Source organism: Chryseobacterium sp. Leaf404, assembly GCF_001424145.1.
Taxonomy (GTDB): Bacteria; Bacteroidota; Bacteroidia; order Flavobacteriales; family Weeksellaceae; genus Chryseobacterium.
In genome coordinates, this window is record NZ_LMQM01000010.1 from 577,407 (window position 1) to 591,787 (window position 14,381).

Sequence of the window (14,381 nt, forward strand, 5' to 3'; positions counted from 1 at the left end):
AAACAAATGTTTGATTTTTGGAAAAAGATGTTTAAATGTAGGATTCGTTTATTGATATTGTTGTCTGTACTGACTTGGGCTTGTCTCTAAATGCTTCTTAAAAAAGTGCGAGAATGAGTACTGATCGCTAAAACCAAGAATGGTTGAAATCTCCGCAACAGGCATTTTAGTTGAGTTCAGATACACTTTCGCTTCATTGATCACAATTGAAGCAATAATCTGACTTGCTGATCTTCCTGTCACTGACTTCACCACTGATGAAAGATGTCTGGTTGTAATAGATTGCCGTTCCGCATAAAATTTAACATTATGGTTATTGAGATGGCTGTTTGAGAGATCATTGAGAAAATTAAAAACAATCTCTTCCTGACGGGACATCTGGCTCATCGCACTGTTGTCTTCACTGGAAATAATCCCCGCCATCTGATAGCAGAAAACCGAAAACAGATGTTCCACAATTTCTTTCTTATAAATCATTTCAGTATCAGAATCGAGAATATATTTAAGAAAATTGACGCTTTTCCAAACCAGATCCAAATCATCTTTAGAAAAAGGCACTGCAACATTCATCTGCTGACGAAAATAGCGGTACGTAATTAATCTGTTAAATTTTAAAGACAAAGCTGAGATAAATTCTCGTTTGTAAGAAACCATTCTCGACTGAAAATCATCGCTGATGGAAATAAGTTCGTACACCGTTTGTGGGTCTGTAACGATAAACGTATTGGCAGAAAGCTCGATGTCATTAAGATGCTGACGCAGCTTTATAGTTCCGCTTTTAATGAACAGAAATGCAGGATTATCTGGCCGGAAAGGTTTATCTGTCGCGATTCTCTGATGAATGGTTTCCTGAGTAAAAATCTCGACCCCAAATTTTTCTAAAGCTGTCATATTACAAAAATAGCGAAAGTCTTATTTACACAAAAATTCATTATTTTAGCTTCCACCAAATTTAGACCATGAGAAAAATAGACCGTCTGTTTGCTGAATACGCAGAAAGCCACAGAAATTCTACCAACAAACTGATTCACTGGATCTGTGTTCCGCTGATTTTCTGGACCATATTAGGTTTTATTTCCTACATTCCCACACCGAACATCTATCTGAAATACTTTGGTTTTCTGAGTATTGCAAGTTTCATTGCCTTGTGTCTGGTTACTGTTTTTTACTTCAGATTATCCTGGAGAATCGCTGTAATTATGATTTTCGTAATGCTTTTGATGGAACATTTTGTCTCTCTCGTCAATGTTACATTTGGGAGAAAATCCTGGCTTATTTATCTGGGAGTTTTTGTTGCGACCTGGATTTTACAGTTTGTAGGTCATAAAATTGAAGGAAAAAAACCATCATTTCTAAAAGATTTACAGTTTCTTTTGATTGGACCTATTTGGCTATTGAGTTTTATTTTGAAAAAATCAGGGATTCGATATTGATTTTAATTTAATGGTTTGATTAATTGATTCTTCGACATGCTCAGACTGACAAATCTAATACTAACCGCTCAATTTATCGGTGTCACTCTGAGCTCGTCGAAGAGTTTTTCTACCAGAATTATTTATTTGATGAAAATTTAAACAGGCTCATAGTGATGAAATACTAATATTTAGGAATCAAATTCTTAATTAATTTAAATCATATCAATCTTCCAGAGCATACACTGCAAAGCTTGCCAGCCAGTGATCGCCACCGTAATTTCCCTGAAATAATAATGGAAGTCCGTTGTTTAAAAAGATGGTTGCCGTTTTTTGGAATTCTTTTTTTAATGGATGATTATCGGGAAGGGATTTTGCGATTCCCTTCATGCACCATGATTTTGTGAAAGATAAACCTACGAGATGAACAGTTTGATAATCGCTCAAATCACTCACCACAGGAATTTTTTCAATGTTTTCCAGACTTTTCTTTTCATAAAAGTTATCAAGCCATTTTACAAATTCTTTTTGAGGAAGAATTCTTCGCATTAAATCAGCAATTTCAAGGCTTGGTGAAAAGAAATCTGAACCGTCAGGCTCCAGATATGCAGGAGTTCTTGTGTTATTTAAATAAAAATATTTTGCTTTTTCTGTCACTTGATTTTCAAAATCTTTATCTTGTACCGCTCTCGCCCAATCCAGTGCAAAAACCATTGCAAATGCCGTGTTGGGATGTACTCCCGTTCTGTTGGGATACGTCTGTTTAGGCAGATAAGTTTTCCAGGAAGCTAAAATTTTATCCGTTAATGGCTTTAGATTCTGATGCCAGAGTTTCGCTTTTGGATGATTCCATGTTGCTAATTCTTCATCAAGTTTTAGCAGCCAAGCCCAGCCATAAGTACGCTCGAAAGTGGTTGTCAGCTGATATTTTGTGAAATAATCTGCTTCGGTCTGAAGGTTTTCTTTTTTAAAAGATTGGTCTAAAATGGTTTCAATGTCTTTAGCAACAGACAGATCAGGTTTGGTTTTTAAAAGTCTTACCAACATCCAGTGCCCATGAACAGAAGAGTGCCAATCGAAACAGCCATAAAAACTTGGATGAAGATCTTTTGGGCTCAAAGAAACTTCTGCCGCGGTATTGATGATGTGTGCCGTCTTGTTAGGATATGCCTGATTAATGCAGTGAAGGGGTTTTTCGGAAAGTTTAACAGCCATTTCATCCGTCAGTCCTGGATTCTGCTGCGCGAACATTACAGCAGGTAAAAGCACTAAAATGTGAAGATATCTTTTCATGTTTTAAAAATAAAAAACAAATTCGTAATATTGAATACAACATCTGGTGAAAACCTGCAAAAATTTAAAAATGAAGAAAATCCTTATTGCAATCGCGTTTACAATACTTATATCCTGTAGTAAAAATGAGAGTGAGCCGCAGGAAGAACAAATAGTAGAAGCTAATCTTGAAGAAATGAAGGATGTGCCTGCAAGTGCCACCGCAAATTTTGCTCCGCAAAGAGATGCCGCTCCAGCAAGCAGTGAAGAACCATCTGAAGATAAAAATACTGATTCGCAACCTCTTCCGAAAGTCAGTTCAATTGCGAAAAAAATTATTAAAAACGGAGAGATGACGGTTCAGGTTGATGATATTACAAAATCCCGGAGCCAGATCCAGTCTGTCGTTAAAAAATATCAGGCTTACATTCAGAAAGAAACCTTCAGAAACACCGATACTCAGGACGATATGGAATTTATCATCAGGGTTCCACACCAGAAGTTCTAAGCTATAACCAACTCTATTTCAGACGGTTTAGGAACTGTAACTGCAAAGAATATTTATTCTGATGATGTTACTGAAGAATATGTGGATGATTCTATAAAATTAGAAAACAAGAAAATCTATCTTGAAAAATATAGAGATATGCTCAAAAGTGCAAAATCAACAAGTGATATGCTCGAAATTCAGGAAAATATCAGGAATCTGGAAGATGAAATTGACGTCTCTGAGGGCAGATTGAAATTCATTGATGACCGTGTGAATTACAGCACGCTCAATCTTACACTTTTTAAAGAAAAAGTAAGATCTTCCACCACATCAAAAATTGGTTTTGGAAGCCGTTTCGCAGATTCAATTACTGAAGGATGGAATGGTTTTGTGCAATTTTTCTTAGTCCTGATCACTTTATGGCCATTCTTATTCCTTTTACCAGTCCTGATTTTTGTATGGTAAAAGTTGAAATTTTCAAGAAAAAAATAACCAATAAAAAACTGATCCGAAGATATGTTCTCCGGATCAGCTTGATGCAGTTTATCACTTAAAACTATGCATTAAAATGAGATTTCACAGTTTCAAGAACCTGCTCGTCAGACATTTGCTGTGAAGTTTCTAAAATAACTTTAAGATTTTTAAACTGTGCTGTATCGTGAAGATGTTTTTTCAGCTCTTCCTGAATAGTTCCGGGACCTGTAATAAAAACTTCCTCAGAATTAATCAACAAGTGTTCTACCTCCTTGAAAAACTTTACCTTATTGGTTTGTTCAGCGTTATTTCCTGCGTTTTCACTTGAGTTTCCGTGTTGGATAACAGCTTTCACAGGACTGCATAAAAAGAATTTGAATGAATTCTGAGCATCATGATTTTTTACCACTACAGCTTTTTGGGTATCAATCCAAAGTCCTGCTAATTTTTTTTCAGACATAATATTTGTTTTAATGTTATATCTTTAAGTAGACAAGAATGATGCAAAGTTGATGTTAATGACCTGTTAAATTATTTTCCAAGCACAAAAACCGTCGGAATTTTATGGAGTTCGGGTTTCTGTTTCTGCCATTCTTTGATGGTTTTTGTTTTGATAAATTCTGTTTCAGGATCATTGATATTGGAAGCAATGCACAGTTTAGAATTCGGCGGAAGCACCTTGAGCAAGTCTTCTACAAGCTGATTATTACGGTATGGCGTTTCCATAAAAATCTGTGAATAACCTGTTTTCTGTACAAGATTTTCCAAATGAAGAATCTGTTTTTTCTTTTCTGATTTATCGATGGGAAGATAACCGTTAAAAGTAAATTCCTGACCATTGAAACCACTTGAAATTAAAGCCAGAATAATTGATGAAGGCCCTGAAATCGGGACAACTTTAATATTTTTTTCATGACACCATTTCACCATTAGATTTCCCGGATCTGCAATACAGGGAAGACCTGCTTCAGATAACAGTCCGAAATCCTGACCTTTCATCATCAAACTTTGAGCTTCTTTTATATCAGCATTTTCTGTGTATTTATCGAGTAAAAACAGTTTTAAATCTGACTGCTTTTTTTCAGGAGCAAAAAATTTCACTACTTTTCTTGCTGTCTTTTCGTTTTCTACAAAAAAATAATCAGTCTGCATTATATACTCTTTAATCACAGGCGAAAAGTGAGTGACAGCAGTATTTTCTGAGAGATATGCGGGGAGTAGGAAGAGCATGTTTTGAGATTAAGGTTAGGAGTAAGAGTGAGATTTTGATTTACTTTGCGTTGGAAGTTTCTTTTCTAAGTTTCTCTACAATGATTTCGCAGGCATCATCAATCTGTCTAAAAACCTTGTCAAAACCTTCGGAGCCGCTCCAGTAAGGGTCGGGAACTTCATCAGGATGTTGTTTCAGATTCAAATCATTCATCAATAGAGAAACTTTCTGTCTCTGTGCATCCGTTTTTGCCATAGAAAGAACGTCGCGGAGATTGTTTTTATCCATACAGAAAATTTTGTCATATTCATCTAAATCATTGGCCTGAAAATGTCTTGATTTCTGTTTTGAAATATCCAAACCATTTTTGAAAGCCACTTCCACAGATCTTTGATCCGGTGCACTTCCTTCGTGCATATTGATTGTTCCGGCAGAATCCACCTGAAAATCTGCGGGAAGTTTTGATTTTAAGATTCCTTCAGCAAGCGGGCTTCGGCAGATATTTCCGAGACAGACCATTAATATTTTCATTTGAGATTTAAGATTTGAGATTTGAGATTTGAGATTTGAGATTACAAAAATAAAAAATGAAGAATAAATCTATCCTTCATTTTTAATATTAATTTAAAAAAATTCTCACTTAATGTTTGATTCTTTCAGTAAGATCTTTCACATATTTTTTTACTTCCTTGTCAATCTTCGAAACGTCTTTTATGGTTTCGCAGGCGTACATTACGGTTGAATGGTCCTTGCCTCCCATTTCTTCACCTATTTTGGTAAAGGTGGAATTGGTGTATTCCTTCGCAAAATACATTGCCAGCTGTCTTGGAAGTGCAATTTCTCTTTTTCTTGTTTTAGATAAAAGCTGCTCTCTTTTAATTCCGAAATAATCACACACAACCTCCTGAATGTAAGGAATATTGATGATTTTTTTCTGGTTTGCCGCAATTTTATTAATGGTTTCCTTTAAAAGTTCCAGACTTAAATCTGACTTGTAAATTGTGGAGTACGCAATCACAGAGTTAATCACACCGATGAGTTCACGCACATTTGTCTTTGCTTCAGCAGCCAGGAAGTCAAGCATATCATCTGTTAAGACAATTCCATCTCTGCTTAGTTTATCAACAATGATTTTTTTACGGGTTTCAAGATCCGGAGATTTAATTTCAGCAGAAAGTCCCCATTTGAAACGGGACACAATTCTTTCCTGAATATCCATAATATCCACCGGAGCCTTATCTGAAGTCAGGATAATCTGTTTTCCGTTTTGATGCAGATAGTCAAAAATATGGAAGAAACTGTCCTGTGTAGCAGATTTCCCCGAAAGAAACTGAATATCATCGATAATCAGCACATCCACCATCTGATAAAAATTGGCAAATTCCGTCTGTTTATGAGCTTTTGCAGCCGAAATAAACTGCTGGATGAATTTTTCTGACGATAGATACAAAACTACCTTGTCCGGAAACTGACTTTTCACTTCAAGACCAACTGCCTGCCCAAGGTGAGTTTTACCAACACCGTAACCTCCGTACAGGAAAAGTGGGTTGAAAGCCGTTGCACCAGGTCTTTTGGCGATAGATTTTGCCACGGTAGAAGCAAATTTATTGCTCTCACCCTCTACGTAGTTATCAAAAGAAAAATCTGATTTAAGGTTAGAATCAATATTCACCTTTTTGATTCCCGGAACTACAAACGGATTGACGATGTTTCCGGAAAAACCCTGAGGCATAGTTTCCTGAATTTTGGGTGTGGCTACGGTTTTGCCTTTCATATTCATGGTGACAGGTTTTTCCTGTCCTGATGGTTTGTTTTCCATCACAGAATACCAAAGTTTAACGCCTTTACCAATATTTTTCTTCAGGGCAGCAGAAAGTAGAGACAGGTAATTATCTTCAATATATTCTTTGTAAAAATCACTCGGTACCATCAGCGTAAGGTTGTTGTCTACAAGAGAAACCGGCTGCACTTTGTCGAAAAGTAAGTCGAAGGATTTTTCAAGTTTCTTCAGATCAGAATTATCTTCAGCCGCATTGAGATTATCTCTCATAAACTGAAGGCAATTCTGCCATGTCATCATTAAATTTTCTTTCATTTTTTATGCCCTGATATTGCGTAGTTAGTCATCAAAAAAAGGTGGACAGCAAAGGTCACGTATTTTCTTTTTAAAAAAAAATGTTGCACCTATTGATTATTAAAAAATATATTTGTATGTATAAAAAAGACCTCGATATGATACATACAACTCACTCATTACGAGTACGTTACGGAGAAACAGACCCTATGAAATATGTCTACTACGGCAACTATGCAGAGTATCTGGAAGTTGCGAGAGTGGAGCTCTTCAGAAGCATAGGAATTTCGTATAATGACATCGAAAAAAAAGGAATCTGGCTTCCGGTTTCAGAATATAATATTAAATATTTAAAACCTGCGTTCTATGACGAAGAGTTAACAATTCATACCTACATCGAAAAGCTTCCGGGAGTAAAGATAGAGTTTAGATATGAGATATTCAATCAGGAAAACGTTAAAATTACGGATGCCAGAACTACGCTCTTTTTTCTGGATGCAGAATCTGGTAAAATTATCAAATGTCCGGATTTTCTGATGAACTTTATTGAGAAGGAATGGAAGCCAAAAGACGTATTATCTGATGACTGATTTTATGTTTTTTATAATCATTTTCTCCAACTAAAAAATTTAAAAAAATGAGAAATGACTGAAATCTGAATTCCAAAAAAAGAGACAGATAAAAATAAGAGCCTAATTATCAGTGGATTTCATAATCAAAAACTGTATTTCGAATTTTCATCACCATTTGATCTGTTTTTCTATTAACACAAAGATATTTACAAATACTTATAATTTTTGTTGCTGTTAACCAAAATTTATGTACATTTATCACGTATTTAACCGATATAATTTTTGATTATGAAAAAAGTTCTATTTTCTTTACTTTTATTTGCTTCTGTAAGCGTTTTTGCACAAAAAAATTCTTCTACAAAATTTGCAATTGCCAATGGTAATGTGGGAACTGTTGCGATGTTTGATGCAAACAAACAGTTTGTACAAAGCGTAAATATGTATAAAAACTCTGCAGCGCTGCCACAGGAATTAAAAAAATACAGTTTCCTGGCTGAAAACGGTTTGGCAGCTGTAAAGTTTAAGAAAGATTTCGGAACACTGGATTTTATCAGCCTTGGAGATCTTAACAGGCAAAACGGTTTAGCTCCGGAAACTCCTGTTTTTGTAGACGGTTATGAATTTCCAGATACAAAAATAAATATTTTTGCCGATCTGATGGTGAACGCTGAAGTAAAAGATTACAACGGCAGAAAAACGCTTTACATCAGCAGCACGAAGAAATAATAATTTGCCATATTATATTTTTGGAAGGATATTCATTTTGAGTATCCTTCTTCAGTATTTATCATTCCATTTTTTCTTAAGTTCGTCATAGATCTTCTTTTCTGTTGCGTTATTTCCAGGTTCATAAAACTTCACATCTTTAATTTCTTCGGGTAAAAAATCCTGATTAACGAAGTTTCCTTCAAAAGAATGTGCATACTTATACTCTTTTCCGTAATCCAAATCTTTCATCAGCTTCGTTGGAGCATTTCTTAAATGTAACGGTACTGGAAGATTTCCGGTTTTCTTTACAAAAGCCAAAGCAGCATCAATTGCAGCATAAGCAGAATTACTTTTAGGAGAAACCGCCAGATAAATCGCAGTTTCACTCAGTAAAATTCTCGCTTCCGGATTTCCAATCACGTTAATTGCCTGAAAACAGTTATTCGCAATAACCAAAGCATTCGGATTAGCCAAACCAATATCTTCAGAAGCTAAAATCAGCATTCTCCGTGCAATAAATTTAATATCTTCTCCCCCCGCAATCATCCTGGCCAACCAGTATACTGCTCCGTTAGGATCACTTCCACGCATTGATTTGATGAAAGCAGAAATGATATCGTAATGCTGTTCTCCATTTTTATCGTAAAGAGCCATCGTTTCCTGAAGAACCGACATCACATCGTCATTCGTAATATTTTTTGTTGATGAATTTTTAAACTGACTCAGAACCAACTCTACGGAATTAATCAGTTTTCTCCCATCGCCACCGGAATACTGAATGAATGCCTCTTTTTCCATAATTATAAAATCACAGTTTTCATCTTTATTAAATCTTGCCGAAGCAACATCAATAAGCGCTTCCAGTTTTTCATGACTTAAGCCTTTCAAAACATAAACCTGACTTCTCGACAGCAGTGCCGAAACCACTTCAAAACTCGGATTTTCTGTAGTTGCACCAATCAAAACCACCCAGCCTTTTTCTACCGCATGAAGAAGAGAATCCTGTTGAGATTTATTAAACCTGTGAATCTCATCAATAAAAAGGATAGGAGATTTTCCTGAAAAAAGATTTTGTTTTTTGGCATCTTCAATTACATCCCTCACATCTTTCACTCCGGAAGAAACTGCCGAAAGTTTAAAAAATTTACGTCCGGATTTTTCTGAAATAATTTCAGCTAAAGTGGTTTTCCCTGTTCCGGGCGGGCCCCAGAGAATAAGAGAGTTTAACGAATCATTTTCCAGCATCTTTCTGATGGTGCCTTTTTCTCCTGTAAGGTGCTCCTGGCCTAAAACTTCATCCAAAGTTTTCGGTCTTAATCTTTCTGCTAAAGGCGTGTTGTGATTCAAGATTTTAGTATTTGCATTGTAATTTTTGAGTGACGGTAAATAAGAATCGATCAACCCGGAAATTTATCCGGTGAATGAACTGTTTACAGTCTTAAACTTGAAACAAATTTAAACTAAATTTCAATTTTTTACCCTACTTTTGCAATGTTTTGAAAATTTCATTCAATAAAATCATCACATTTCCTCTGGTAATTCTCGTTAGATTTTACCAATGGTTTATATCGCCACTACTTCCCAAAAACTGCCGGTACGAGCCAACCTGCTCACATTACATGGTAGAATCTCTGCAGGTCCACGGGATTTTTAAAGGATTGTGGCTGGGTGTAAGGAGAATTTTAAAATGTCATCCCTGGGGCGGCAGCGGCTACGATCCCGTTCCTCCAAAATCTAATCACTAATGTTTAAAACATTTTTATAATGAATACTATATTCTTTAGAGTTTATCTAATTATTTTCGCTTTTTTTGTCCAAAATCTCTTTGCGCAATACTATCCAGATGGTGTTTCTGATGCCAACCTGATTGTGAACAGCCAGTCTGTTCCTGTAAAAGTTTTCACTACTACAGATGCCAAGACCTTTGCTGATTTTGCAGGCAAAAATTCACCAAACAGTTTGGTTATTGTAAATAATGCTAATCTTGAAGGTAAAAACGGTTTGGGAGAATATTATGATAACTCTTTTATGGTTCTTCAGAAAAACGGGTATCAGTTTTTAAATAAAGATTTTAAGCCAACACAGAATAAAGCAGATTTCAAATATATCCTGAAGTCTTCAAAACCTTTAACAGAGGCGGATCAGGTTTCTCTGGAAACAGAGTACAAAATCTGGGATCCTTCGGTTGGGATAAAATTAGGCTCATTCACACTGCATTATTACAGTTTGATGTTTGTATTTGCTTTCGGTTTCGGATATATTTTAATGAAAAAAATATTTGATATCGACCACGTTAACCAAAAATATCTGGATCCTATTTTTACATGGACATTGATTGGAACTATCCTGGGGGCCAGACTTGGACATGTGATTTTCTATCAGCGTGAACTTTTCAGCGAAGATTTTCTAAGTGTATTTCTGCCAATCAGAACAAAACCAGAACTTGAATTCACAGGTTTTTCCGGTTTGGCAAGTCATGGAGCAACAATTGCGCTGATTTTCACAACGCTTTATTACTCTTTCAAAATCATCAGAAAAAATCCTTTTTGGGTGTATGACAGGTTGGGAATCGTAGTTTCTCTGGGCGGTGCTTTTGTAAGACTTGGAAACTTTTTTAATTCAGAAATTGTAGGTAAACAGGTTGATCCGAGCTCACCTTTTGCAATTCTTTTCCCACAGATGAGTGACGAATATGGCTTGAGTGTACCAAGATATCCGGGACAGCTTCTTGAAGCTGCAGGTTATATTTTACTCTTCATTTTACTTTGGGTTTTATACAGAAAAACAGATAAAAAATACCAGCAGGGTTGGCTGTTTGGTTTGTTTTTCATTATTCTTTGGGCAATACGGTTCTTTGTAGAGTTTTTGAAGGAGCCGCAAGGCAAAGAGTACATTTCTATTGGAAGTTTAAATACGGGCCAGGTGCTTTCCATTCCTTTTATTATTGCCGGAGTTGTGATTATGATTTACTCTAAAAAAATGAAAATCACTGAGGCTGAAAATGCGAAACCTGATTAAGGTAAATTGCTGTTGGCTTCCAGCTCTTAGCTTTGAAAATACTAACAGAAAGTCATAACCTGGTTGTGGCTTTTTTGTTTAATTTAAGAAAGGTATTTCCTATTTCATCAATCACATCTGTGGGTTGCATTGCTTCTTTGGAATGCTTTTCAGCTGCTGAATCTGCGGATTTCCCATGAAGCCAGACGCCCAGAATTGCAGCTTTTTCAGGTGAGTACTTTTGTGCTACAAGCGAAGTCAGAATTCCTGTAAGAATATCGCCACTTCCACCTTTTGCCAAACCTGAATTTCCTGTGATATTATAAAAAACTTTACCATCGGGATTGACGACCTGTGTGTGATGATCTTTTAAAACTATAATAATCTCGAGTTCTCTAGCCTTTGTTTTGGCTAAATCTAATCTCTCCAATGAATTTTGAGTTTTGCCGAAAAGCCTTTCAAATTCTTTAGGATGTGGAGTGATGACAGAGTTTTTCGGAATTAATCTTAAATCATTTTTATTTTTAGAAATAAGATTTAAAGCGTCTGCATCTAAAATGAGAGGATTTTGATGAGTTTTAATGAATTTCAGTAGTGCTTCCTCAGTTTGCTTATCTGTTCCCAATCCTGGACCTACTCCGTAAACAGCATTTTCCTGATCATCAATTCTGTTGATAATTTTATCGCCACCATTAATAAACATGGCTTCCGGACAGCTCGTCTGTAAAATTTCATAACCACAATTCGGAGCCAGCACAAAAGTTAATCCTGAACCGGTTTTCAACGCTGCTTTTGTAGCCAAAACTGCCGCACCGATTTTCCCGTAACTTCCGCCAACAATAATCGATTTTCCGAAAGTTCCTTTGTGCGAAAAGTCAGGTCTGGGTTTAAAAATATTTAAAATTAATTCATCATCAATTACAAAATCATCAGTTTCCGTTTCGTCAATAAACTTTTTTGATAAATTTATATCCAAAACAACTACTTTTCCGGCGAACTTACCGGCTTCAGGATGGAGAAAGGTCTTTTTCAAAAACTGAAAAGTTAATGTGAAATCCGCTTTAAAGATGACATCGTTTTCGCCATTTAGCTGATCTGCAAACATTCCGGACGGAATATCAATCGAAATTTTTGGAGTATTTTTTAAATTTAAATTTTCAATTAAATCGCGATGAATTCCTTCTGAACATCTAGAAAATCCTGTTCCGAACAATGCATCGATCAAAACGGCTTTCTCAAAATTAAACTTGTCCGTTTCATTAAAATCATGAACCGTAATTCCTGAAATATCTTTTATTTTTTTTAAATTGACAGAAGCGTCATCCGAAAATTTAGAATTTGACTTGTCAACGAAAACATCCACATCAAAACCTTTCAGATAAAGCATCCTTGCAATGGCAAAACCATCGCCGCCGTTATTTCCGTTACCGCAGAAAACTGCAAATCGGGTGTGATTTTTACATTTAAAATAAATCCAGTCGACACAACTTTGCGCAGCTCTTTCCATTAAACTAACAGAGAAAATCGGTTCATTTTGTATCGTATATTGGTCTGCTTTTCTGATATTTTCGGCTGTAAAAATTTTCATTTGAATTGTTTTTTATTAAATTTAACCATAATTATTTAAAATTATTCATCATTCAAATCAAAAAACTACCCAAAACATTTAATATTATTATTTTTAAATGATACTTTTGTGCAAAACATTTAAAAAATAAAAATTATGGGATTTGTAAAAGATTTTAAAGATTTTGCTTTCAAAGGAAACGTTGTTGACCTTGCAGTCGGTGTAATTATTGGTGCAGCTTTCAGTGCTATCGTAAAATCATTCGTTGATGATATTATTACGCCACTGCTGCTAAATCCGGCGTTGGAAAAGGCAAATGTAAAAAACATTGCAGAACTTTCATGGAACGGTGTGAAGTATGGGAATTTCCTTTCTTCTGTTATCAGTTTTGTAATCGTAGCATTTGTTTTATTTATGCTCATCAAAGGAATTGCAAGCTTAAGTAAAAAAGAAGATGCTCCTATTGAAGCTCCTGCAGGACCAACTGAAGACCAAAAATTATTAATGGAAATCAGAGATTTATTGAAATCAAAGAATACTTTATAAAATAAGAAACGCCGCAAAATTTTTGCGGCATTTCTCTTTATTCCTGAAGATTCAAAATTACTGAATCTGTAAAATACTTGTAATCTGCTCTGCCAGAGAAAGCCCGATTCTATCCTGAGCTTCGAGCGTTGAAGCACCTGTGTGAGGTGTTACAGAAATTTTAGAATGTGTAATAATTTCTTTTGAAGGCGTTGGCTCGTTAATGAAAACATCCAAACCTGCAAATCTCACTTTTCCTGAATCTAAAGCTTCAATCAAAGCAGATTCGTCGATAACACCGCCTCTCGAACAGTTCACGATCGCAACACCGTCTTTCATCATTTTAAACTGAGATTTCCCAATCATGTAGCCATCTTTCTGAGCCGGAACGTGAAGTGTAATAAAATCTGCGTGTTTCAGTACTTCATTCAGCGGTTCAGTTTCAATGTCCACATTAATAAACTGTTTGTTGTAAAAAGTAACTTTAATGCTCGCTTTTCCAATCATATTATCTGCAGCAATCACTCTCATACCAAGTCCCAGAGCGATTTTCGCAACTTCCTGTCCTATTCTTCCCATCCCGATAATGCCGATGGTTTTTCCTTTCAATTCGATACCTGCAGCGTACGCTTTTTTCAGTGAAGCAAACTCAGTATCTCCTACCAAAGGCATTTTTCTATTGGAATCCTGCAAAAATCTTGCTCCTGAAAATAAATGGGCAAAAACCAGTTCAGCCACAGATTCTGACGATGCAGAAGGCGTGTTGATCACATGAATTCCTTTTTCTCTCGCATAGTCTACATCAATATTATCCATACCTACTCCACCTCTACCGATGATTTCCAGCGACGGGCAGTTATCTATAATATCTTTTCTCACCTGCGTTGCACTTCTTACCAAAACCGTACGGATTTTGTGCTCGTTGATGTAATCCAGAAGAAATTCCTGAGGAACTTTTGTGGTAATCACTTCAAAACCTTTTGCTGTCAATGCATCAATTCCGGACTGGTCTAAACCGTCGTTTGCTAAAACTTTCATAACTAACTTAATCTATTTAAAATGTAAAAAGATTTAAAAATT

At 35.8% G+C, this 14,381-nt stretch carries 15 protein-coding genes and 1 pseudogene; 7 read left to right on the forward strand and 9 right to left on the reverse strand.

What is annotated here, in order from left to right:
* Positions 1-48: 48 nt before the first annotated feature.
* Entirely contained in the window at positions 49-891 is an 843-nt protein-coding gene (locus ASG31_RS08405) for a helix-turn-helix domain-containing protein (RefSeq protein WP_056030566.1), read from the reverse strand.
* 68 nt (positions 892-959) lie between these two features.
* On the opposite strand from ASG31_RS08405, the gene ASG31_RS08410 reads away from it, so the two are divergent.
* Positions 960-1,433: a DUF962 domain-containing protein gene (locus tag ASG31_RS08410; RefSeq protein ID WP_056030571.1), complete on the forward strand. Its 474-nt coding sequence runs from the start codon at positions 960-962 to the stop codon at positions 1,431-1,433.
* Positions 1,434-1,637: 204 nt separating this feature from the next.
* On the opposite strand, the gene ASG31_RS08415 is transcribed toward ASG31_RS08410, so the two are convergent.
* On the reverse strand, positions 1,638-2,705 hold the full coding sequence (locus tag ASG31_RS08415) for a DUF2891 domain-containing protein (protein ID WP_056030574.1): 1,068 nt from the start codon (positions 2,703-2,705) through the stop codon (positions 1,638-1,640).
* Positions 2,706-2,880: 175 nt separating this feature from the next.
* On the opposite strand from ASG31_RS08415, the pseudogene ASG31_RS08420 reads away from it, so the two are divergent.
* Positions 2,881-3,639 (forward strand): annotated as a pseudogene (locus tag ASG31_RS08420) (DUF4349 domain-containing protein).
* A 91-nt stretch (positions 3,640-3,730) separates the two neighbouring features.
* Here the strand turns inward: ASG31_RS08420 and ASG31_RS08425 are convergent.
* The 4 genes from ASG31_RS08425 to dnaA all read right to left on the reverse strand — a co-directional run bounded on the left by ASG31_RS08425 (position 3,731) and on the right by dnaA (position 6,953).
* Positions 3,731-4,108: a hypothetical protein gene (locus ASG31_RS08425; protein WP_056030577.1), complete on the reverse strand. Its 378-nt coding sequence runs from the start codon at positions 4,106-4,108 to the stop codon at positions 3,731-3,733.
* A gap of 71 nt (positions 4,109-4,179) precedes the next feature.
* Entirely contained in the window at positions 4,180-4,878 is a 699-nt protein-coding gene (locus ASG31_RS08430) for an SAM-dependent methyltransferase (RefSeq protein ID WP_056030580.1), read from the reverse strand.
* 40 nt (positions 4,879-4,918) lie between these two features.
* A complete protein-coding gene (locus ASG31_RS08435; protein WP_056030583.1) occupies positions 4,919-5,389 on the reverse strand; it encodes a low molecular weight protein-tyrosine-phosphatase in 471 nt (156 codons plus the stop codon).
* Between the two features lie 109 nt (positions 5,390-5,498).
* Positions 5,499-6,953: a chromosomal replication initiator protein DnaA gene (dnaA, locus tag ASG31_RS08440; RefSeq protein ID WP_056030586.1), complete on the reverse strand. Its 1,455-nt coding sequence runs from the start codon at positions 6,951-6,953 to the stop codon at positions 5,499-5,501.
* A 137-nt stretch (positions 6,954-7,090) separates the two neighbouring features.
* Here dnaA and ASG31_RS08445 point away from each other — a divergent pair, with 137 nt between their 5' ends.
* Both ASG31_RS08445 and ASG31_RS08450 read left to right on the forward strand, forming a co-directional pair.
* Entirely contained in the window at positions 7,091-7,522 is a 432-nt protein-coding gene (locus tag ASG31_RS08445) for an acyl-CoA thioesterase (protein ID WP_056031394.1), read from the forward strand.
* Between the two features lie 270 nt (positions 7,523-7,792).
* On the forward strand, positions 7,793-8,230 hold the full coding sequence (locus ASG31_RS08450) for a hypothetical protein (protein ID WP_056030589.1): 438 nt from the start codon (positions 7,793-7,795) through the stop codon (positions 8,228-8,230).
* 51 nt (positions 8,231-8,281) lie between these two features.
* Here ASG31_RS08450 and ASG31_RS08455 read toward each other — a convergent pair whose 3' ends face one another.
* Positions 8,282-9,559, reverse strand: a complete 1,278-nt coding sequence (locus ASG31_RS08455) for a replication-associated recombination protein A (RefSeq protein ID WP_056031397.1) — start codon at positions 9,557-9,559, stop codon at positions 8,282-8,284.
* Between the two features lie 149 nt (positions 9,560-9,708).
* On the opposite strand from ASG31_RS08455, the gene yidD reads away from it, so the two are divergent.
* Together yidD and lgt are read left to right on the forward strand one after the other, a co-directional pair.
* A complete protein-coding gene (gene yidD, locus ASG31_RS08460) occupies positions 9,709-9,957 on the forward strand; it encodes a membrane protein insertion efficiency factor YidD (RefSeq protein ID WP_082504513.1) in 249 nt (82 codons plus the stop codon).
* A gap of 406 nt (positions 9,958-10,363) precedes the next feature.
* The gene (gene lgt, locus ASG31_RS08465; protein ID WP_056031403.1) at positions 10,364-11,230 is read left to right on the forward strand and encodes a prolipoprotein diacylglyceryl transferase; all 867 of its coding nucleotides are present in this window, start codon (positions 10,364-10,366) and stop codon (positions 11,228-11,230) included.
* Positions 11,231-11,282: 52 nt separating this feature from the next.
* Here the strand turns inward: lgt and ASG31_RS08470 are convergent, their stop codons facing one another.
* The gene (locus ASG31_RS08470) at positions 11,283-12,797 is read right to left on the reverse strand and encodes a bifunctional ADP-dependent NAD(P)H-hydrate dehydratase/NAD(P)H-hydrate epimerase (RefSeq protein ID WP_056030591.1); all 1,515 of its coding nucleotides are present in this window, start codon (positions 12,795-12,797) and stop codon (positions 11,283-11,285) included.
* 135 nt (positions 12,798-12,932) lie between these two features.
* On the opposite strand from ASG31_RS08470, the gene mscL reads away from it, so the two are divergent.
* Positions 12,933-13,322 (forward strand): large conductance mechanosensitive channel protein MscL, encoded by a 390-nt coding sequence (gene mscL / locus ASG31_RS08475; protein WP_056030594.1) that lies wholly within the window; start codon positions 12,933-12,935, stop codon positions 13,320-13,322.
* A gap of 57 nt (positions 13,323-13,379) precedes the next feature.
* Here the strand turns inward: mscL and ASG31_RS08480 are convergent, their stop codons facing one another.
* Positions 13,380-14,339, reverse strand: coding sequence for a D-2-hydroxyacid dehydrogenase (locus ASG31_RS08480; RefSeq protein WP_056030597.1), 960 nt, complete (start codon positions 14,337-14,339; stop codon positions 13,380-13,382).
* Between the last annotated feature and the right edge of the window lie 42 nt (positions 14,340-14,381).